The organism is Mesorhizobium sp. LSJC269B00 (assembly GCF_000502815.1).
Lineage (GTDB): Bacteria > Pseudomonadota > Alphaproteobacteria > Rhizobiales > Rhizobiaceae > Mesorhizobium.
The window spans coordinates 21,277-41,539 of record NZ_AYVN01000008.1; the positions used below are offsets into that span (position 1 = coordinate 21,277).

The 20,263-nt window shown below is 61.5% G+C and carries 19 protein-coding genes, 2 pseudogenes and 1 riboswitch; of the genes and pseudogenes, 9 read left to right on the plus strand and 12 right to left on the minus strand.

All coding sequences use genetic code 11. The features are described from left to right. The first annotated feature begins 13 nt into the window (after window positions 1-13). Window positions 14-808: an ABC transporter ATP-binding protein gene (locus X771_RS145675; protein WP_023688992.1), complete on the plus strand. Its 795-nt coding sequence runs from the start codon at window positions 14-16 to the stop codon at window positions 806-808. After that, window positions 792-1,619 carry a metal ABC transporter permease gene (locus X771_RS145670; RefSeq protein WP_023685454.1) on the plus strand — a complete coding sequence of 276 codons (828 nt, stop codon included), beginning with the start codon at window positions 792-794 and terminating at the stop codon, window positions 1,617-1,619. The genes X771_RS145675 and X771_RS145670 overlap by 17 nt, the downstream gene beginning before the upstream one ends. Window positions 1,620-2,382: 763 nt before the next feature. On the opposite strand, the gene X771_RS145665 is transcribed toward X771_RS145670, so the two are convergent. Next, the gene (locus X771_RS145665) at window positions 2,383-2,736 is read right to left on the minus strand and encodes a cupin domain-containing protein (protein WP_023688994.1); all 354 of its coding nucleotides are present in this window, start codon (window positions 2,734-2,736) and stop codon (window positions 2,383-2,385) included. Between the two features lie 218 nt (window positions 2,737-2,954). On the opposite strand from X771_RS145665, the pseudogene X771_RS01000000165160 reads away from it, so the two are divergent. Then, window positions 2,955-3,653 (plus strand): annotated as a pseudogene (locus X771_RS01000000165160) (SGNH hydrolase domain-containing protein). Window positions 3,654-3,750: 97 nt separating this feature from the next. On the opposite strand, the gene X771_RS1000000168230 reads toward X771_RS01000000165160, so the two are convergent. From X771_RS1000000168230 to X771_RS1000000165940, 3 genes are read right to left on the minus strand one after another with little or no spacing between them, the layout of a single operon-like run. Further along, complete coding sequence (locus X771_RS1000000168230; protein ID WP_156936014.1) at window positions 3,751-4,863, minus strand: hypothetical protein; 1,113 nt, start codon at window positions 4,861-4,863, stop codon at window positions 3,751-3,753. Then, window positions 4,838-5,896, minus strand: coding sequence for an adenylosuccinate synthetase (locus X771_RS1000000166935; protein ID WP_084566787.1), 1,059 nt, complete (start codon window positions 5,894-5,896; stop codon window positions 4,838-4,840). Before X771_RS1000000166935 ends, X771_RS1000000168230 begins: the two co-directional genes overlap by 26 nt. After that, window positions 5,878-7,659 (minus strand): ribonuclease H-like domain-containing protein, encoded by a 1,782-nt coding sequence (locus X771_RS1000000165940; RefSeq protein WP_198025844.1) that lies wholly within the window; start codon window positions 7,657-7,659, stop codon window positions 5,878-5,880. Before X771_RS1000000165940 ends, X771_RS1000000166935 begins: the two co-directional genes overlap by 19 nt. Window positions 7,660-8,023: 364 nt before the next feature. On the opposite strand from X771_RS1000000165940, the gene X771_RS145660 reads away from it, so the two are divergent. From X771_RS145660 to X771_RS1000000165945, 3 genes are all read left to right on the plus strand, one after another. Further along, window positions 8,024-8,317, plus strand: coding sequence for a hypothetical protein (locus X771_RS145660; protein ID WP_156936015.1), 294 nt, complete (start codon window positions 8,024-8,026; stop codon window positions 8,315-8,317). Between the two features lie 1,087 nt (window positions 8,318-9,404). Further along, window positions 9,405-10,679 carry a DUF763 domain-containing protein gene (locus X771_RS145650; RefSeq protein ID WP_023689001.1) on the plus strand — a complete coding sequence of 425 codons (1,275 nt, stop codon included), beginning with the start codon at window positions 9,405-9,407 and terminating at the stop codon, window positions 10,677-10,679. Between the two features lie 147 nt (window positions 10,680-10,826). Next, a complete protein-coding gene (locus tag X771_RS1000000165945; protein WP_155923295.1) occupies window positions 10,827-11,594 on the plus strand; it encodes a hypothetical protein in 768 nt (255 codons plus the stop codon). A 57-nt stretch (window positions 11,595-11,651) separates the two neighbouring features. Here the strand turns inward: X771_RS1000000165945 and X771_RS145645 are convergent, their stop codons facing one another. Then, a complete protein-coding gene (locus X771_RS145645; RefSeq protein WP_023689003.1) occupies window positions 11,652-12,536 on the minus strand; it encodes an NmrA family NAD(P)-binding protein in 885 nt (294 codons plus the stop codon). A gap of 203 nt (window positions 12,537-12,739) precedes the next feature. Between X771_RS145645 and X771_RS145640 the strand changes: the two genes are divergently transcribed. After that, window positions 12,740-13,048: a hypothetical protein gene (locus X771_RS145640; protein ID WP_023689004.1), complete on the plus strand. Its 309-nt coding sequence runs from the start codon at window positions 12,740-12,742 to the stop codon at window positions 13,046-13,048. 67 nt (window positions 13,049-13,115) lie between these two features. Here X771_RS145640 and X771_RS145635 read toward each other — a convergent pair whose 3' ends face one another. The 3 genes from X771_RS145635 to X771_RS1000000166945 form a co-directional block, all read right to left on the minus strand. Further along, window positions 13,116-13,712: a DUF6456 domain-containing protein gene (locus X771_RS145635; RefSeq protein ID WP_023689005.1), complete on the minus strand. Its 597-nt coding sequence runs from the start codon at window positions 13,710-13,712 to the stop codon at window positions 13,116-13,118. Window positions 13,713-14,038: 326 nt separating this feature from the next. Continuing rightward, complete coding sequence (locus X771_RS145630; protein ID WP_023689006.1) at window positions 14,039-14,731, minus strand: GcrA cell cycle regulator; 693 nt, start codon at window positions 14,729-14,731, stop codon at window positions 14,039-14,041. Between the two features lie 84 nt (window positions 14,732-14,815). Then, on the minus strand, window positions 14,816-15,190 hold the full coding sequence (locus X771_RS1000000166945) for a hypothetical protein (protein ID WP_023689007.1): 375 nt from the start codon (window positions 15,188-15,190) through the stop codon (window positions 14,816-14,818). Window positions 15,191-15,270: 80 nt separating this feature from the next. Here X771_RS1000000166945 and X771_RS145625 point away from each other — a divergent pair, with 80 nt between their 5' ends. Then, window positions 15,271-15,933, plus strand: coding sequence for a S24 family peptidase (locus tag X771_RS145625; RefSeq protein WP_023689008.1), 663 nt, complete (start codon window positions 15,271-15,273; stop codon window positions 15,931-15,933). A 133-nt stretch (window positions 15,934-16,066) separates the two neighbouring features. Here X771_RS145625 and X771_RS145620 read toward each other — a convergent pair whose 3' ends face one another. The 4 genes from X771_RS145620 to X771_RS145605 all read right to left on the minus strand — a co-directional run bounded on the left by X771_RS145620 (window position 16,067) and on the right by X771_RS145605 (window position 19,556). Continuing rightward, on the minus strand, window positions 16,067-17,074 hold the full coding sequence (locus X771_RS145620) for an ABC transporter substrate-binding protein (protein WP_023689009.1): 1,008 nt from the start codon (window positions 17,072-17,074) through the stop codon (window positions 16,067-16,069). Further along, window positions 17,071-17,853: an ABC transporter ATP-binding protein gene (locus X771_RS145615; protein WP_023689010.1), complete on the minus strand. Its 783-nt coding sequence runs from the start codon at window positions 17,851-17,853 to the stop codon at window positions 17,071-17,073. Before X771_RS145615 ends, X771_RS145620 begins: the two co-directional genes overlap by 4 nt. Beyond that, window positions 17,850-18,692, minus strand: coding sequence for an ABC transporter permease (locus X771_RS145610; RefSeq protein ID WP_023689011.1), 843 nt, complete (start codon window positions 18,690-18,692; stop codon window positions 17,850-17,852). Before X771_RS145610 ends, X771_RS145615 begins: the two co-directional genes overlap by 4 nt. A 255-nt stretch (window positions 18,693-18,947) precedes the next feature. Beyond that, window positions 18,948-19,556: a YkoF family thiamine/hydroxymethylpyrimidine-binding protein gene (locus X771_RS145605; RefSeq protein ID WP_023670364.1), complete on the minus strand. Its 609-nt coding sequence runs from the start codon at window positions 19,554-19,556 to the stop codon at window positions 18,948-18,950. After that, window positions 19,547-19,659: riboswitch (TPP riboswitch) on the minus strand. It overlaps the preceding gene by 10 nt. A 198-nt stretch (window positions 19,660-19,857) precedes the next feature. Here X771_RS145605 and X771_RS145600 point away from each other — a divergent pair. Then, a pseudogene (locus X771_RS145600) lies at window positions 19,858-20,154 on the plus strand (GSU2403 family nucleotidyltransferase fold protein); the annotation flags it as partial. Window positions 20,155-20,263 lie beyond the last annotated feature (109 nt).

Here is a 20,263-nt window from a genome sequence, read left to right on the forward strand (position 1 = left end):
TGAATGTGACTAAATGAACGCAATCGAATTCGACAAGGTCACGCTGACCTATGGGGGACGCCGGGTTTTATCCGACGTCTCCTTTTCTCTACCGCAAGGCGCCTTTGTCGGCCTGCTCGGCGCCAATGGCGCCGGCAAGACGACGATGCTGCGCGCCATTCTCGGCCTGATCAAACCGGCCGGCGGCGCCATTTCGGTGCTTGGCAAATCGCCGACGCGCGGCAACGCCGACATCGGCTATATGCCGCAGGCGCGGCGCGCGCTTGGCGATGTCGGCGTCAGCGGCCTCGACTTCGTGCTGAGTGCCGCCGGCGGGCATCGCTGGGGCTGGCCCGTCGCATCGGCTGCCGAGAAGGAGGCGGCGTGGAAGGCACTTGAAGAGGTGGGCGCCGGCAGCCTCGCGCGCCGTCCCTTGGGCGAGCTTTCCGGTGGCGAGCGCCAGCGCATCCTGATCGCGCAATCCTTGATCGGCAATCCGCAACTGCTGCTGCTCGACGAGCCGCTGATCAGCCTCGATGCAGGCCATCAGCGCGCGATCATCGACCTGGTGCATCAGATCGGCGAGCGGCTCGGCATTGCCGTGCTGTTCTGCTCGCACGAGATCAACCCGCTGCTGCGCGCCGTCGACCGCGTGCTCTATCTCGGCAACCGCAAGGCGGCGATCGGTTCCGTCGACGAGGTCATCAGCGGTCCGGTGCTGTCGAAACTCTATGGCACGCATATCAATGTGGTGCGGGTTGCCGGCCGCATCTTCGTCATGGCCGACGATGTCGAACTGGAGAGCGGGGCGCATGTCCACGATCTTTGACTATGAATTCATGCGCAACGCCTTCTATGCCTGCACCATCGTCGGCATCGTTTCGGGCGCGGTCGGCTATTTCCTCGTGCTCCGGGGCCAGACCTTCGCCGGTCATGCGCTCTCCCATGTCGGCTTTCCCGGCGCCACCGGCGCCGGCCTGATCGGGCTGTCGCCGTTTCTCGGCCTCACCGTGTTTACCGTCGCCGCCGGCATCGGCATCGGCCTGCTCGGCGAACGCGCGCATCGCGACGTCGCCATCGGCATCGTTTTGACGCTGTCGCTCGGCTTGGGCTTGCTGTTTCTGCATTTCTACACCGCCTTCGCCTCGCAGGCGACCAACGTGCTGTTCGGCAATGTGCTGGGCATCAGCCTGCGCACCGTTATCGTGCTTGCGGTGCTGGCGGTGGCGATCCTTGTCGCGCTTTTGCTGATCGCGCGGCCGCTGCTGTTCGCCAGCCTGCAGCCGGAACTCGCCGAAGCGCGCGGCGTGCCGCTCACTCTTGTCTCGACCCTGTTCATGGTGCTGGTCGCCGTCGCCACGTCCGAGGCGGTGCAGATCGTCGGCGTGCTGCTCGTCTTCGCGCTGATGGTGGCGCCTGCAGCCACCGCGCTCAGGCTTACTAGCGGCGTCGGAGCCGGCGTGCTGACGTCCATCGCGCTTGCCGTGATCATCGCCTGGATCAGCCTGACGCTCGCCTTCCTGACCGACTGGCCGACGAGCTTCTGGATCACGGCGCTGGGCGCGGCGGCCTATGTCGTCAGCGGCATGGTCCGGCGCCCGTCGGTCCGAGAGACTCAGAGCGCCGACGCCGGCCCCTGAGGCTTGCCCTCCGGCGGGTCGATCGGGCCGGCTGGAGTGCAAAACTGACGTGAGGGAAATACACCCAAAAAAAGTCAGGTTTACAAATCGGCTCCTGAAACGTTTCAGCCGCGAAAGACAAATTCATCCAATCGCCTAGATCGCGACCTCTGTCGCGCCAAAGGGCCGCTCCGGAGCGGCCGGAACACCCGGAAAACCGCCATTTCAAGCGCATTTTGTAGCGGCGAATGGCTTGCGCGCGGCCGGTTGGAAGCTGGCCGGGAGGTGCAAAGGCGACCCCCCGCGGCCATTGCGGGCGGCGTTGACAGACCGCGGTGCTGCATGCGTATAGCAAGCCATGGGTCACGCCATGGCCGTGGCGGTTGAGACGGGGCTGGGGGGTTTCGTAACAACAGCATTGACGGCCCGGCGCCGGACGGGCGGCATGCACTCTCGAAGTGCGCCGCTCGCTCTTGGCTGACGCGCCGGCGACCCGGCAGCAGTCCTGGCCTGCGTTATCTCGACCAGGCTCCGCAGAACGCCATCGTCTCAGCTTTTCGATCCGCATCGGTTCGAAGCGAACGAGGTGACGCCCTCTTAACCGATATTCGCTTCGCTACGTCCCCCTCCCCCTGCTGGGCGAGGGGGACGCTGGCGATGAACCGCGCCGGCCGACGTGTATCGGCACCGATCAGGCACTCCTGACGACGCGATCAAGCAAGCCTGACGACGAGCCGATCAGGCGACCCTGGCGACGTCGATCAAGCAAGCTTGACTACGTCGATCAAGCAAGCTTGACGACGAAGTGCTTGGTTACCGGCTCGAGGATCTGCCAGGTGCCCTTGAAATCGGCTTCGACCACGAACGCATCGCCCGGACCGACCTCGACAGGCGTGCCGCCATCGGGCGTGATGATGATGCGGCCGGCGATCATGTGCACGAACTCATAGTCGGTGTAGGTGGCGTGATAAGTGCCGGGCGAGGCCCGCCAGGTGCCCGACAGCACCTTGCCGTCGGCGGTGGTGTGCTGCACGGCGGTCTGCATGGTCGGCCGGCCCGCGACAACGATCCAGCCCGGTAAGTCGCCGCCCTCGGCATGCTCGACAGCGCCGAATTTGAAAATGGTGGTGTTGGTCATGGGAGGCTCCGTTTGAATTGCATGGCTGCCGGTTGGATAGCCGATTGCGTGTGACGGGGGCAACGCAAGGGCCGACCCCGGATGTCGGAGATTTGGCGAAGGAGGCGGTGGCCGCGCGTGGAGCGCCTGCCTGCATTGCCGCCAGCGCCGCGCAGCCTTCCACGGCGCGCGCGGCCGGCTGTATTCTCTCCTTTGAGACGGTGACGCCGAAGGCCTGCGTGTTCGGCAACAAGGACGCCCCGCGCTCGATTGCGCTGTTCGGGGACTCGCATGCCGACCACTGGTCGACGCCGCTGATCGAGGCGGCCGAGAAGAACGACACCAAGGTCGTCACCTGGCTCAAATCCGGCTGCCGCGCCTCGCGGCTGACCGTATGGGCGACCAAGCTGAAGCGGAACTACACCGAGTGCGATCAATGGCGCGCGCAATCGATCCGGCAGATCATCGCCGCGCGGCCGAACCTGGTGGTGATCTCGGAGATCGCGTTGGACAGCCTGGACAAGATGTCGGCCGGCACGCAGGCGCCCGTCAGCCAGGATGCCGACGGGCGCGCCGGCCTGCACGCGACGCTCACCCCGTTCAGCCAGGCCGGGCTCAAGGTTGCCGTTATCCGCGATGTGCCGTTCAGCGACGATCATGTCGACACCTGCGTGGCACGCGCGCTGTGGCGCGGCGAAAGGCCGTCGCTGTGCGACCAGAAGCGGGCCGACGCCCGCCAATGACGGGGCGCGGCGAAAGAGCGCGACATCGTGCGCGCCGTGCCCGGCGCCAGCTACATCGACCTGACCAGCCAGTTCTGCGGCGCCAAAACCTGCCACGTCTTCATCAACGGCAAAATCGCCTACCGCGACCAGCACCATCTGGCGACGCCGTTCGCGGAGACGCTGGAGCAGGCGGTGGAGAAGGCGCTGTTTTAGGGGGTGAAATGACGCAGGCTTATGCGGAGAAGCAAAAATCCTGCGCGGCAAACGCTCAAAAAAAGATACTCTCTTCTCAAATAAAGCCTTGCCCCAGCTATTTGCCTTTCAATTCAGAAAGCTGAGTACGCAGATACGAGTTCTCCATTTTGAGTTGTTCGACCTGAAAACCCAATGCCTCGACCGATTTCAACAATTTTTCCGTTTGCGCCGCATTTGGCCCCAAATTCTCGCCCCCTTGCGACTTATACACGGCCATACTTGTCTGTAATACATCGATTCTTGAAACCATCGCCGCAATGTCAGTTCTATTCCCGAACCAAAATGAAGCCCAAATAGAAACGACAGCAACAATAGCCGCCAAAGCACCACCTACACCATAGTTTCTTATACTAGCCCTGACGGCTTCGGCCGCTTTTTTTGCTTCACTTGACTCCGCTGCGGCGATACTAGCGTCGCTTGCGGCTTCCTTGGCTTTCGTTTCAGCCTGGATTGCCGTTGATGGAATAGAACTTTGGATACCAATCATCGGACCCGATTTATTAAACTGTCTGGCGGCCTTCCGAATGAATACACTAATATCCCAGTGCTCTCCTTGCTCTTCCTCTAAGGGCACTCTTCCCTCGTCGTCGTCAGAAGTCGTTTTTGTGAATTCAACCCAAATTAGCCCTTCATGTCGCGGTATTTCGTAGTCTTTGTCGGTAAGATTGTGCAGCGGAATGCATAATTTTCCCCAGTAACCAGGGTCTACTAAAGGCCCAGTTCCAAGCAAAAGACCCCTGTGAACGTGCACAATTTGCAAATTAAATCGAAGCGCGATATTTCTGGGGAGTCTAAAATCAAGGTCACACTCAACAAAAACTATTGAATTTGCTTTCACGAGAAGAGAATGATCTGAGTTTCCCGAATCCAAAACATTTTCAAGCTTGTTGCTGCCATCTGGAAACGTAAATGCGCAAGAGCCAATCCGCCCTTCGTAGCTCGCTTTCTTAAGGCGAGACTTCTCGCCACCCAAGTGAAACGGACCAATTAACCCTGTCGCACGAACATACCTGGTGATGTCTGATGCGGACAGCAACGAGGGAGGGATATCTGGAAAAGGGTCTTTTTTACTATCTCGATGAACCTTCGCCAACCCTTCAGCGCGGGTTTTTGACACATCTTCGCGTTCGATATCCTTCAGTTCATAAGAACGCATTTCGGTGCTCATTCAGTGAGGCGTCCACAATTCCCAGTGGCGAAAAACCATACCAATCGATAGAGCGACCTATATTACCCTCGACATACGTGATGAATTGAGACAATCGGCTGTCGGACCGAGTCAAAGTTTCTTGGTTACCTACGTAGTCAAGATGATTCAACACAAGATTCGTCGGCGAGTTTGCTATCAGAGCTTTGCGAACAAGCTCTGGGTCAAATTTGCCGACTCGCCGTATTTTGTTTGTAACGGTGGTGTATTCGGTAAGATCAGAATCATCATCGATTTCGGCTCCTATCGACTTCCACGTAGTCTCACCTAACAACGGACCCGACTCTCCAGCTACCCTAATGGGATACGAACGAATTACCATTGTGACGTCATCAACGTCTAAGGGACTTAACCCGGTTTCCGCAAGCGCGGCAGCTGCCGTAGTCGCTCGCGAAGTCGCTTTCGGCCAGTAACCCCCGTCGAGCAGCGACAGACCAAAACCTTGCGTGCCTTCTACGATGACACGTTCACCAACATCGAGCTTCCTTCGAAGATGTTCGGATGCATCTCGGACGAATGGCGCCAGGGGCTCATAGTGCGCGGCATCCGGCGATGTCATTCCAAGATTTTGAGCCCCTCTAGCGACGGATGCCATAACCGCCCCTCCCACGCCGGAACCTGTAGATCCGATTGAGCCCACTAGACCAGCCTCCCGCTCCCAAGCTTTGTGCTGCTCTGTTATGATCCTCGCATAGGGACTGATAACCAAACGCTCTTTGGGATATCGGAGAACCTCAATTTCCTTCAAGAATACTTCTACGTCTATGTAGGAGCCTGCTGGAAAGACGACATCAACGTTTCGATCCACGCAACTTGCAGGCATCTGCCTCAACGCCCATTTCTTACCGCGATAGTCATACCCTGTATGCCCTGAGTTGGGTCCGCCGACACGAACAACAGTCACTGGCTCCTTGGCTCTACGAGCCAACTCGAGGGCAACTTTGCCCTTTCCCTCAGAGCCGAACTGGCCGCCGACTACAATTGAGATTGGCATTTTTCCGCCTCATTCACGCTTTTCAAAACGCGACCAACCTTCGCTTGGAGTTCGGACTTAGCCGCCTCATTCACAAAGATTTCATGCGCTAACGGACGCAACTGTTCGACTCTTCCTTCAACTTCTGAATGTGCGGCGTCGTCGAAACTCCCGTCGGCGGTTCGCTCGTGATACCGTACTCGCCTAAGGGGCTCCCCCGCGTCAATGAATATATGCCGAAAGCACGCCCCGAACTTTTCGACCAGAAAAGCATGGTCTTCAGGAAAGCGAAGGCCGTCAACAACAATCCTTTGGGCGCCCTCTACGCGCTTCAATGTTTGCTCAGCTAGCCATCGCTGTCGTCCAGAAGCGTTGATTTGGCGTCCCAAATCTTGACGGTTTGTCCGGTCAAGATCTCGGCCCTGCTCTCTGAGAATCTCATCGATTACCAGGCTAAAGCGGGTATATGCGAAGCCGGCTTGTTCTAGTGCTTGAGCGAATGTGGTCTTTCCGGCTGCGATAGGACCGCTCAGGCCTATAACTAAGGGACCTGGGACAGCATCCAGTTTGGGAATGATCAAAGGCGGCTCCTCCACGGCACCCAACGCTTCGGAAAGGCCGGCCATATGGAATGTGCCTACAAGTGCCGAGGTGATTGCATCTAGTTCGTCGTGGGAGATGTTGACGTCAGTGTAGTCCCCTTCAATGCCGAACTCACTAAGCCCCAGCTTCAGCCATTCCACGCCAGCGCCTTTGCGTGGAATTCGCATGATGTCCTGGGCGGCACCGGGATAGCTTTCAATAACAGGAATACCCTGCTGTCTTAGTACATTTGCAAGCCTCATGCCTCGGGCTGTGAGCTTCTGCATGCTTGGCAAAAGGCACGGATAGACGTTCACACCCCGTCGCTTCAGCTCACGTTCGCACACCCGCATAATACCAAATTGGTCGCGACCGGGGTCGGAGTCTTCTACCGTGAGTCTACCAGTTGGCAAGCAAAGAGGGGAATCGATCGACACCAGATCAGGCCTTGCGTCTATCGTCCGAGAGAGAATGGCATCGTCACTGAATATGGTTTCGGTGCTAGCAAGATTGCCGTTCAACAGGCACCAACCTGAGCCTCGGGCTTCCGACCCGGTGAGATCGATGCCAACGATGAGGGCCCTTGCAGCAGGACCATCTGCGAGAAGCTGATCGAAGTGAGGTGCAGAAAGTAGGTCAGGACCTGCGGGGCGAAGGGCCGGCAGATCGGTCCATCCCGTTGGCGCCGCCCAAGGCAAGAATTTCGTGGACCCTGTGAACAAATCTGGGTTGATCTGCACCAGGTCCAACACATGGTCAAATATGGCACCCATCGCCGCAATATCCGCGCGGTTATAGCGAACGAGCGTCTCGAGCGCGCCAAAATCACCCCTCAGATACCGGTGCCATAATAGAACGGCGGCGAATCCGTCCAAATTACCGATATCGCTTCGCAGATTGATGCCTAGCTGCCTTTCGATCGCCTTTTGTCCGCCCGTCAGGCCCACGCGACGGCACAGGTACATGAGATCAAGATGGATACCAGGCAGCTCCACGTCGGGAAACTCCTGCCGAATAAACCTTTGGTCGAACCGGATGCCATTGAATGTCACCATGGCGATCGCGTTCTTCGCATCCTCGACTAACTCGCGATGTTGATCTCCCTTCACCAGTGTGGATGCACGCCCTCCGATCGACCAACCTATGACCGTGATTTCATCGTAGTAGTGGCTCAGGCCGGTCGTCTCGATGTCGAGGAACAATACCCGCTCGGGCTGCATCGCGCACAAAGCGAGTTGCTCCCTGAGCCGAGAGGGAAGCGGAGCTCTAAGGACTGAAGACCGGTTTTCACCGATTGAAGGCGCCAACATCACGCATTCATTCCAATTGCGGCGCCGTGGCCGAACGACCTATCTAACATTTGGTAAAATTGACGCAGGAATTCGATCTCAAACTTTGCGGCCAAAACGCTCTCCCTTGGGCCGAAAATTCGCACCGCTCGTCTCACTGTGTTATATTTGCCACCCCGCCAAATGCTAACGCATTTTGGCGCTTGTTGGCGACCACCTCTGAGTCGTTATACAGAAAATACCAGACGCGAAGATGACGCGCACGGAGCTTATGACATTGAAGCGAAAGAAGTCAGGGTTCAAAGTCGGCCCATACGACGTGACCATCGATTCGACAATCGACAACGCTTCGCGCCTGCATGACTATGGATTTGACCGAGCTACCTGGCATCGAGGCGTCAGAATGATGCAACGCTACGGCTCGGACAATGCGCTCGAACTTATGGACGATCGTGCTGACAGGGCATTGGCCCGAAGCGACATAGCGACCTGCCAAAAATGGCGTGAGCTGATGGCAGTCATTCACGCGATTGAGAATGACGAACCCCAGCCAATTGACCGAATCCATTAGCTACTGCCAGCTACCCAGTCAACGGACCACGTGCTCTTCGCGTCTCCCAACAGCGGGGTCAATTCGCGACACAGCCTTCGTAGGCTCTCATCCACCGTCCAGGGGGGGTTGCAGATTATCATTCCGCTTCCCGCCAAGCGAATGCCATCTCTCAGATAAGGTAGGAACTCTGCCCGCAATATCTTCTGGAAACCCGCGGAGATCGTGGCCCTAGCCAACGCGGCTCCGGTCGTCGCGTCCTTGATCGGATACCACACAAGAAATACGCCGGTTGCCCATTTTCTAGCACCCTTCTGAAGGGCGTTTGCGAGGCGCTTCGTTTCGTCTTTCTGCTCGAAAGGTGGATCGATGAAAACCAGTCCACGTCGTTCTGGCGGAGGCAATAGAGCTCCAATCGCTTCATATCCATCGCGCAGTTGGACCAAAACCCTTCGGTCGCGCCTGAAGCGTTTTTGCAAAAGCCGCCCATCTTTGGGGTGCAATTCGCACGCTACAAGGCGATCACCGTCTCGGAGCATATTCCGAATAATCTCCGGGGACCCGGGGTAAATCCTCAGTCCGTCTCTATTCAAATCGTTTAGAAGGCTTGTGTAGCGGGGCGCAGAAGCTAGTTTTTGGCCAAGAACTTTTGCAACGCCGGAGTCTTTTTCGCCCGTCCGGTTGGCTTCCTCCGACGTCAAATCGTATGATCCAATACCCGCATGCGTGTCCAATACCATAAAGGGCTGCGTTTTCTGGGCTAGACGCTCAAGGACAATCGTTAAGGCGGCGTGTTTGAAAACCTCAGTATGGTTGCCGGCGTGAAATGCGTGCCGATAGTTCATGAATGCTGCTCTCGCGCCGTTTTGACACCTCTTGCCATAAACCGGAGTTCTCCCGCGCGCGAGCCTGGAACAGCAAATTCATTCGGCATTCATCGAAACAGACACCTGCGTCGGCCTAGGAAAGGTCACCTACCATCGCCTTCGCCAGCATCGAGTGCACTGTACTCAGGCGCGCCAGGCGCCACCCGCTTGCAAATCCCCGCCCCAATGCCATCTAGATCACAGGCGCACCACCGGATGCGCCTTAGCCACGGAGACAACCCTTGACGCAGCGAAGCGGCAGTGCGGACTTGCCGCTGCATGGCGGGCGGGTTCCGAAATGGCTGGGCGATCGCATGACGCGGCTGGGCGCTGTGCTGTGCGAGGCGATCATCCATCACTATGGCCGCGACGAGCTGTTGCGGCGGCTGGCGCATCCGTTCTGGTTCCAGTCTTTCGGCGCCGTCATGGGCATGGACTGGCACTCCTCGGGCATCACCACCTCGGTCGTCGGCGCGCTGAAGCGCGGGCTGAACCCGATGTCGCGCGAGCTCGGCATCCATGTCTGCGGCGGGCGCGGCGCGCATTCGCGCAAGACGCCGCAGGAGCTGACCGCGATCGGCGAACGCGTCGGCATCGATGGCGCGGCACTCGCCACCGCCAGCCGCCTGGTCGCCAAAGTGGACAGTGCGGCCGTGCAGGACGGCTTCGACCTCTATCTGCACGGCTTCATCGTCACCGACGACAGCCGCTGGGTGGTGGTGCAGCAAGGCATGAACGGCGACAGCCGCCAGGCGCGGCGCTATCACTGGCTGTCGGAAGGGCTGACAAGCTTCGTCGACCAGCCGCATGCGGCGATCGAGGGCGAGCGGCAGGGCGAGATCGTCAACCTGACCGACCATCGCGCCGCGCCGTCACGTAGCGGCCAGATCGACCTGTTGAAGACCATGAGCCCGGAACGGATCCTCGACGAGCTTGCCGTGCTGGAGCCGCCGCCGAAAGCAGCGCCTGCGAAACCGGCGGCGCAGCCGATGCTGCCCAATCTGGTGATGCCGGCGCATCACGACGTGCGCGAGAGCGACATCGTCATGCACCGGCTGCACGGCAACATTTCCGCCGCCATCGAAAGCGGGCCGGCCGACTTTCCCGAGCTGCTGCTGGTGCCCGGCGTCGGCGCGCGCACGGTGCGGGCGCTGGCCATGGTGGCGGAAGTGGTGCATGGCGCGCCCTGCCGCTTCTCCGATCCGGCGCGCTTCTCGCTCGCCCATGGCGGCAAGGACCGCCACCCCTTCCCGGTGCCGCTGAAAGTCTATGACGAGACGATCGCGGTGCTGAAATCGGCCGTCGGCAAGGCCAAGCTCGGCCGCGAGGAAGAGCTCGGCGCGCTGCAGCGGCTGGATGGCGAAGCGCGGCGGCTGGAGCGCTACGTCACCGGGCCAAGCCTTAAGGAGATCGTCGCCGGCGAGTTCGACCAGTCGCATCTGCTTGGAGGGCGCAGTGTGTTCGGGTGGGAGGGGGCGGCGGAAAGCGACGACGGTTCAGACAGGGGCCGCCAGTAGCTGCCTGTCCATCATGCAGAGATAGTGCGCGGCCCATAGAAACACGTGCTCGGCTTGTTTTGATAATGCTTGCAAAGACCCATTTCTCAAGTGATGCTCTGCCAGGCGAGGCTCGGCATGAAGACATTCGCATGGACGTTGGTTTTCGTGCTGCTGGCGATTGGCGGCGCGATCGCCCAAACGACGCCTGAGCCTGCCATACTGGCATATACACCGCCGATGCACTTCGTCGTTGTACGCAACAGCACGCCAGGATGCGAGCCGACATGCCCGGAATGGATTTCGGCGGAAGGTCACATCGTGGCCGGCACGCCAGCTTTGCTGAAGGCTTTGCTGAAAAAACTCGGCCCCCGCAAATTGCCTTTGGCGTTGAATTCCCCGGGCGGCGAGACCGATGCGGCGATGGCGCTTGGCCATATGATCCGCGCCAGCGGGCTCGACACGATGGTTGGCAAGACGGAGTTCTCCGAATGCGCGCCAGACACAAAAGCCTGCGGGCCGGGCGACCTCCGCTTCGGCGTCGCCAACCCCGTCGGCGCAGTCTGTTCGTCAGCTTGTACGATGGTTCTTGCGGGCGGCGTACGGCGCCTGGCAGACAGCCGCGCCTTTGTCGGCATTCACCGGATCATGCTGCCGGCCGCCAAGAAAATCCACGGCAAGAAGACCATCGTCCTCGTTCCGATACCCAAATGGTATGAACGCAAGGTCGACAGCTATTTCACCGAGATGAAAGCAGGTTCGTGGATCGTATCGGCCATGCAAAAAATACCCGACGACAGCATACGATACCTCGTGACATACGAACTTTTGGACCTGAATCTGATAACCGAAACCGGTCACGGCGACACGCGCACCTCCATCGATATCTGCAAGACCACGCCGCCGGCGGGCAACTGCCGAACGGTCAGGCAATAGGAATAGCGGGCCACGTAGGTCGTCGAAGCGCCTGTTTCTCAACAGCAACCCTTCACTTTACGCTGCGCCCTTCAACAGGTCTTCCGGCCGGCCCTCGACGAGCGCAGCAATATAGCTTTCCAGGCTGGTCGTGCCGCGCTCCGGGTTTTCCGGCTGCATCGGCTTGTCCAGCGTGGCCCCGGTCATGCGGGCATAGGACTCGGCCGCCGCTTTGGAGAAGCCTAGTTTTTCGTAGGTTTCTGTCCAGCGCTCCCGCGGCACCGTGACCACGCGCACGTTTTTGCGCAACGCCGCACTGAAGGCTGCGGCGACATCGGCGGCGGAGTAGCGCCGAGGACCCTCGATATAGTGCGTGCCGGTCTTGTCCGCCGGCTCCAGCAGACGTCTCGCCGCAGCCTCGCCGAGATCCTGCGGCGCCACCATCGGCAGCTCGAAATCCGCCGGGAAGAAGGAGGTGATGACGCCGTCGCGCCGCGCCGTCTCCAGGGCCTGATCCCAGTTGCTCATGTAATAGGCGGCGCGGTTGATGCTTGCCGGAATGGCCTGGGCCTTCAGCTTCTGCTCGAGGCCGTAAAGGACGGTGAGATCGCCGACACCCTCGCCGGCCTGCGCGCCATAGGTCGATTCCGCTACCACTTTTTCGAGGCCGGACCCCTCCAGTGCCGTCGCAATGGCGCCAACCGTCTTGCGCTCCTCGGCGTCGGTGTCGGTCGATGGATCGGCCGGCGGGTTGAGCAGAAACGCCCGCTTGCCGCGCCGCAAGACTTCACGCAGCGCCTCGACATCGAGCACATCGGCAACCGCGGCCTCCGCGCCCTGTTCAACCAACCATGCGGCCTTCGACTCGTCGCGCGTCACCACCGTGACATCCTCGCCCTGCCGCAACAGCGCCATTGCCGCCGCCGAGCCGACATGGCCGGTACCTCCAAGAATGACATGCATGGTCTCGTCCTTCCCTTGCTGATTCATGCCGGATTAATGGCTGGGGCGGCGAAGGGTTCAAAAATCGGGGGACGATGCTGACAGGAGGTGACGCTGACTTTCCTCGCAATGCACGGCGCAGGGGTCGTTCGCATCTTGCAAAATTATGGAACGAGGTCGTGTCCAGCGAGTTATATTAGCGCAACCTTGAATAGGAGGCAGCTATGAGAAAGCTCCTGCTTGCTTCGGCTATCGCTATCACTGCGGCGGCGGCGATGATCGCTCCGGCGAATGCCGGCGGGCGCGTCGTGATCGGCATCGGCAACGGCTACTATGACGATGACTACAATGACAGCTATGGCGACTATTACGATCGCTACGCTCCTCGCCCTTACTACCAGTATAATGCCTACCATAACGGCTTCAGGTACCACAGGTATCACAGGCACCATCGCCATTGCCGCATAGAGTTGGTCAAGCATTGGCGCCATCATCACAGGATCGTCGAGGAAATTCGCGTTTGCGAACGGTGATCCGATAAGGTGAAACCGGTTCGGCCGGCATCTGCCGGCCGGCCGCTTCACTACGCGGCTGCCGGCCTTATCGCGGCTTCCGCGTCATCATCCCGTAATCAACGGCCAAAAGGTCGAGCCCGACCTTCAACAGCTTCACCACCACATCTCGTCCCTCGCCGGTGCGTTCGGCGAGCGCCTTCACCGACTGGCCTTCGAGGCAGATTTTGCGAACCACCTCCGCCACTTCCCAGTGGGCCATGGCGGCGATGGCATGGGTGTGGGCGCGGCCGGCGTTGAGCACGCGGTCGGGGATGCCGCCATTGATGCGGCCGCCGTCAATGCGCTCTTCCCACGGCATCGGCCGCAGCCCGTCACGCGAGGCGCGCTCGAAATCGTCGCGAAACCGCTGGCCGGCCTCACGCTGCTGGCGGGTCAGTGAGGTGATGCCGACCAGCGGATCGACATTGCGCACCCGCACGATGCCGCCGGTCGCGGTGTAGCCGTCATTGGAGACCTCGTAGACGCGCCGCGCCTCTTCGGTGCCGACGCTCAACCGCTTGCGGCCGAAGCGATCGTCCTTCAGCGCGAAATCATGGCCGATCTCGCGGCGGATGCGCACCTGCTCGGCTTCGCCTGTGGGGAGTTTTGGTGGCTGCCGTTTCTGCGCGGTTTTTTTGCTCATCGGAGGATCCTTGTGGGATTGGGTTGTTGAGCCGGAAGGTTGGCGTTCCTTCGCGCCCCCCTCTGCCCTGCCGGGCATCTCCCCCACGAGGGGGAGATTGGCAGTTTCGGCGGCTGCGCCTCTGCAACGTTGGCAATTGGCGAAATCGGCGGCGATATCCGATCGCCCCCCTCGTGGGGGTTGAGGAGTGGTCCGCGAAGCGGACGGAAAGCCAATTGCTTGGCTTTCCGAGCGACGAACGTCCGGCAGGACAGAGGGGGGCGCTGTCCCGCCGGCTTTCGATCATTGGTGGGGTCGTCCGGAGGCGAGGAACGGAGCCCAGCCGCTCACACCACCTCCGCCACAGGTCGGTGGAAACGCGTCTGATGATATTCGCAGTAGCTTTTCAGCGCCCTTGTGCGCAGGCCGCAGCACAGCATCTCGAGCCCCGGCCGACTGCCGGGAGCATCGTTGTCGGGGTCTTCCTCCAGCGTCAGGTCGAGCGGCGCGCGGCAGCGGTCGAACAGGCAGTCGATGAAGCGCATGGCGGCGACATGCGGCTGACGCCCGAGCGAGGCAGGGCGCGGCGCCGGCACATTGAAGCGGTAGATTTCGCCGTCCACCACCAGCCGTCCTTCGCCCGGGATCGAGGGCGCCGGACGGGCTGGCAACAGAGGCCTGGCCGATGGCTGACGGCTCGGTTTGGCGGCCGGTTTGACCGGCGCGGCCTGCTTCGAAACTCCTACTTCCGTTACGGGCTTGCTTGGCTGCGCCGGCGGATTCCTCTTGGCGGTATTCTCGTTTGCCGCAGTCTTCCCCGTCGCATTCTTCCTCGGTCGGCCGCCGGACCTGCCGCCTCTGGGGTTGGCGAAGCCGATGGTCTTCAACGCGCTGTTGCGGTGGACGATGCCGATGATGGCATTGCGCGAGACCGGACTGCCGCGCAGCGCCGTGAAGCGGACGGCGATCCCTGTGGCCGACAGGCCATCCCTCAGCCAGACGGCGATCTCCTGCAATTCGGTGTCGGTATAGGCAGTCATGTCGGTATCCATTGATTGCGCGCGCAAGGCCGAGCGCCGGCCCCGAGGGCCCACGGGAAAAATCAGAGCGGATGGTCGGTGCGGTCAGCCGATACTGGCGGCCGGCAGCGAGCCGGCGAGATGCCGCAAGGCGGCTTCGGCGGCCGCTTTGGTGAGGGCGGAAACCGCCCTGCCCGTCAGCCGGTCGAACAGGATGACGGTGCCATCTTCCGTGCGGATGCAGGAAATACCCTGCCCGCCGGAGACAGCCCTTGGCGCGCCGGCGGCGCCATGGGCTGAAGAGGTGGCCGGAGCCGGGAGAGGAGCGGCTCCGGCCGTTCCGGTCGATCGGGGGGACGACGGTTCGACCGGATCCGGGGCAGAAGCCCCGGTTTGCGTCCGGACCGGGGAGGAGGACAGCCCGGACGATGGGAGAAAGCTGAGGATGTCTGCGGAAACGCTTGCGATTTGTTCGATCATGCGCTAAGCGTACGATATGTACGAAACGTACGCAAGCGAAATCGTACATATTGGACGATAAATTTCAGGCAATTTGTACGATGCAGGAACCGAGGCACAGATTGCAGCAGGCGCGGGCGGAGGCGGGCTATGCCTCGCCGAGCGACGCCGCGCGGGCATTGCGCGACATCAACAAGAACACCCTGATCAGTCACGAGAACGGCAACCGGCCGCTGTCGCGCAAGGCGGCGGAGAAATACGGCCGCCTGTTCGGCGTCGATCCCGGCTGGCTCTTGTTCAACGGCGACGGCGGCAGCCTTTCGGGGGGCCATTTCGGCTTTGACGAGTCGGGCCGGCAGATCCCGATGCCGTCGCTGGCCACCGTCGACGTGCCCATCGTCTCATGGATCAGCGCCGGCGAACTCGGCAGCCAGGACATGGTGGTCAATCTCAGCGACTATCCGACCATCCCCACCACCGATCTGGAGCAGGGCCAATGGATTGCGCTGCGCGTCGACGGCCCGTCGATGAACAAGATCTCGCCACCGGATTCGATCATCTTCGTCAACCTCAGGGACAAGCGGCTGGTGACCAATGGCTGCTATGTCATTTCGGACGAAAGCGGCCAGGCCACCTACAAGCGCTATCGCCCCAACGAGAACCCGCCCTTCCAGCCGGCCTCCTACATGGACATCCCGCCGCCGGCGCTCGAAGGCGCCATCACCATCATCGGCCGGGTGAAGCGCTCGATGATCGATATGTGAGGGAGAAGGCGGTGAGGCGCAATCTCCCCCCTCGAGGGGGAGATGGCCGGCAGGCCAGAGGGGGTCGCCTCGCGTAGAGTGCCAACCTCNCCCTCTGTCGCCTTCGGCGACATCTCCCCCTCGAGGGGGGAGATTACGCTCCCAAAAACTCGTTCGTAAAATACCCCCCGAAATCCGGCTTCTCCTTCAGAGCCTTGCCATCGCCATCGAGCAATATGCCGGCCCTGAAGAGGTAGGTACCGATCGCCTCGATCTTGGCCCTGTCGATGGTGCCGATGACGCCGTCCTGGCTGCGCAAGAAATGCCCGTCGACGAGCATCTTCAGCGAAGCGTGGATCAGCGCCGGGTCGGTCAGCGCATCCTTGTTGGAAGCCATCAGCAGATCGCCGGCTTCCTGCGGGTGATCGCAGGCAAATTGGTAGCCGCGCCGCGTTGCCTCGACGAAGGCCGATGCGGCCTTCGGGTTTGCCTGGAGATAGGCATTGCTGGAGGCGATCAAGGTAGTGTGCTCGTCGGGCACGCCGTAGTCGGCGTAGCGGAAGCCGCGCTGCCTGACGCCTTTCAGCTCGGCAGCGACGCCTTCCCAGGTCGAGACCTCCAGCGTGAAGTCGACCGAGCCGTTGGCCAGCGCCTCATAGGCCGAGGTGCCTAATGTCACCGTCTCGAAAACGCCCTTGCCGCCATCGTGGCGGATGATGGTCGAGATCAGCGTGTTTTCCCAGGCGCTGCCGAAGCCGCCATAGGTCAGACCGTCGAGATTCCTGGGACTCTTGATCTCGCCGCGATCCGCGTTGAAGACCAACCGGCCGGTCTCCTGCTGGACCACGGCGTAGACCGCCTTGAGATCGGCGCCGGCAGCCCGCTGGGTGAACAGGCCGACGCCGGCAATGCCGAAATCGGCGATGCGGTTGGCGACCAGCGTGCCGCCGCCAGTATCGCCATAGGGCAGGATCTCAACATCGAGCCCGACCTCGTGGTAGAACCCTTTGTCGCGGGCAACGAACAGGCCGACATGGTTGGTGTTGACCGTCCAGTCGAGCGCGACGGTGATTTTTTGCGTAGCCGCATGAGCGCGAGAGGCAAGCGGCAGTCCGGCAGCCAGCGTCAGCAGCAAAGCCTGCCGGCGTGTGAATTCGGTCATGAAAAACTCCTTTGAGCGGTCTGCGGGAACGAGGGCCGGTCAGTCCCGGGATTGAGCAGCGTGTCGAGGATGTCGGCTTCGAGCGCGGCGGCCTGGCGCGCGGCATCGCTGCCGGTGGTGCGCGGGCGCGGCAGCGGCACGGCAATCTCGCCGATGATGCGGGCCGGCCGCGCCGACATCAGATAGATGCGATCGGAGAGGTAGACGGCTTCGCGCACGTCATGGGTGATCAGCAGCGCCGTCCAGCGTTGGCGCTGCCACATGCCTTCCAGCCAGCGCTGCATACCCGCGCGGGTCAGTGCATCCAGCGCGCCAAAGGGCTCGTCGAGCAGCAGCATGTCGCGCTGCTGCACCACGGTGCGCAAAAGGGCGGCGCGCTGGCGCATGCCGCCGGAAAGCTCGGCCGGCCAGGCGCGCTCGAAACCGGCAAGGCCGAACTCAGCGAACAACGGCGCGACGCGTTCGCGCGCCGCCTTGCGGCCAAGACCCTGCACTTCCAGCCCCAGCGTCACATTGTCGATGACGCGCCGCCACGGCATCAGCGCGTCGCGCTGCGGCATGAAGGCGAAGGGGCTGCCCTGCAATGGCGCGCCGTCGAAGCGCATGTCGCCCTCGCCTTTCAGCGCGCCGGTCAGCAACTGGAACAGCGTCGACTTGCCGGCGCCGGAAGGGCCGAGGATGGAGACGAACTCGCCGGCCGCGACATGAAGCGAAATGCCGGCGAGCACCTCAAGCGCGCCGAAGTTCTTCCTGATGTCCCGGAGTTCGAGCCGCGTCATTGACGGTTCTCTTCTGCAGCTTCAACCTTGCCGTCGCGGCTTTCGCTCCCTGCATTCTCCCAAGGCATGGCGAAGCGCTGGACGAGCACCGCAATGGCGAACAAGACAAGCGTGAGCGCGGCGCTGACGGCGACCGCGGCGAGCACCAGATCGGGCCGAAAGTTGTTCTTGGCATTGAGCATGTAGATGCCCAGCCCCTTCGCCGCCCCCGCATATTCGGCGAAGATCGCGCCGACGACGGCGTAGGTGATGGAGATGCGCAGCCCGGCGAAGAAATAGGGCAGCGCCGAAGGCAGGCGCGCCAGCCAGAAGATGCGCCAGCGCCCTGCCCCCATGGTGGCGAGCATCTGCGAAATCGCCTTGCTGGTCGCGGCAAAACCCTCGACCAGCGCCACCATCATCGGGAAGAAGGTAACGAGCGCCACAAGCAAGATTTTTGGCATCAGCCCGAAGCCGAACCACAGTACGATGAGCGGCGCAATCGCGACCAGCGGCAAGGTCTGGCTGACAATCAGCAGCGGAAACAGCGCGCGGCGCAGCGGGGCCAAGAAATCGACCAGCGCCGAAAGCACGAAGGCAGCGACCAACGAGCAGGCGAAGCCGGCTGATGTGGCGCGGATGGTGGGCAGCGTGTTGTCGGCAAGGGCAGCGCGATGCTCCCAGGCCTGCTGCAGCACGCGCGACGGCGCCGGCAGCATGGTGGGCGCAGCGCCACCATAGCGGGCGTAGAGCTCCCACGCCGCGAGGAGCAGGGCGGAGGCGCAGGCGGCGGGGATGGTCTTGGCGATGGCTGCGGCTAATCTCCCCCCTCGAGGGGGAGATGTCGCCGAAGGCGACAGAGGGGGTCGTCTCGCATAGAGCGCCCACGCCTTGCCGATGCGAAAAGGACGTCGGCGCTCCACGCGCTGGGACCCCCTCTGGCCTGCCGGCCATCTCCTGCTCGAGGGGGGAGATTCGTGGGCATCGCGGTCTTCGCCAATCGCCAATGGCTCCCCTCCTCTCTGTGCTGAGGGGTCAGAGGCATCTCCTCCACGCAATGGGTCAGATAAACCAGCCACGGCAATATCCTCAAGGAACGACGCTTGAGCCGCGGCTCAGACGGCGCTCGGGCTGTTCGCCGAGATCGTGATGTCGAGGGTGACGTGGCCGGCGCCGGGGCCGAAGCGGCAGAAGGCCTCGTTGAGCGTGGCAAACACCGCACCGGCATCGCCACGCAATTTGGTGCAGAAGTTCTTTGAGCGCTCAAAGACGCCGGACTGTTTCAGGAAATCGATGCAGCCGTAGATCTCGTCCATATGGTCGCCCGTGCCCATAACGTAGAGCGAGAACTGCGCCGCCACCGGCTGGCCGGTCGACGGCGTGGCCTGGACAGCGCGGATCGCGGCGATCTTGCGCTCGTCCAGCGGAATGGCGGGGCCGCCGGTCTCGTCGGAGCGGCAGATCGGATCGTCGGGCTCGCCCGGACAGCCGCGCGAGACCGCCGCCGAAAGCACGCAGTGCTTGCCGCTTTTGGCCGCCGCGACGAACAGGTCGCGCATGGCGGGAAACAGCACCTCGGGCGGCCCGACCATAAGGGTCGAGATGTCATCGGTTTCGATCCGCAGCCGGTCGCGCCAGGGATCGAGCGCGCCGAGCGCGCCGAGGATGACGCCGACGAAATCGTCGGTCATGGGATAAAGGGAAATCTGTGCGCCTGAAAACATCGCCCGCCTCGCTCCGCTGGTATTATCCAGATCAGCTTTAGGGTCCGAAGGCTTGCCGCCCTCATCTCAGCCCCGACGATACGGAGCACCCCTGTGGATGGGCGGGTTAAAGCACCGTTCGCGGCATTGGGGAAGCCGTTTGTTGAGGCACTGCGGGAAAGTGTTTTGGGCCAGACGTGCCGGGCGCCCGGGCGTTAACAGACGACTCGTCAGTTCGTTGCGTTATAACGTTTCCACGAACTTCTTATAACTGCGTTGAAATTCAAGCTGATAAACGTAATTATAAGAAAACGGCAGAGACTCCGCGCAGCCCTTACGGTTTCTGGATTTCCTTATCCGCGACCCCATCCGGACTGTGCTCCTGCATCGCTCGGGCTTGCCTGTGCTGGTCCCCTCGCCCCAGCGCTACGCCATCCACAAGCTGATCGTCGCCTCGCGACGCGGGCCGAGCGCTGGCGCCAAGCGGGAGAAGGATCTCCATCAAGCGCGCCTGCTGACCCAAGCGCTCGAAGCCACGCGTCGCCAGGACGACCTTGCCTTCGCCTTCATGGAAGCGTGGGACAAGGGCGAAAACTGGCGCGAGACGATCCGGGGCGGCTTGAACCTGTTCGACGCCGCCACGAGGGAAAACAGTCACACCATCCTGGGGAAATCCCTCCGCGAAATTGGTGCGACTCCTGAAGGATTCACGATGCGGGATTAGCTGA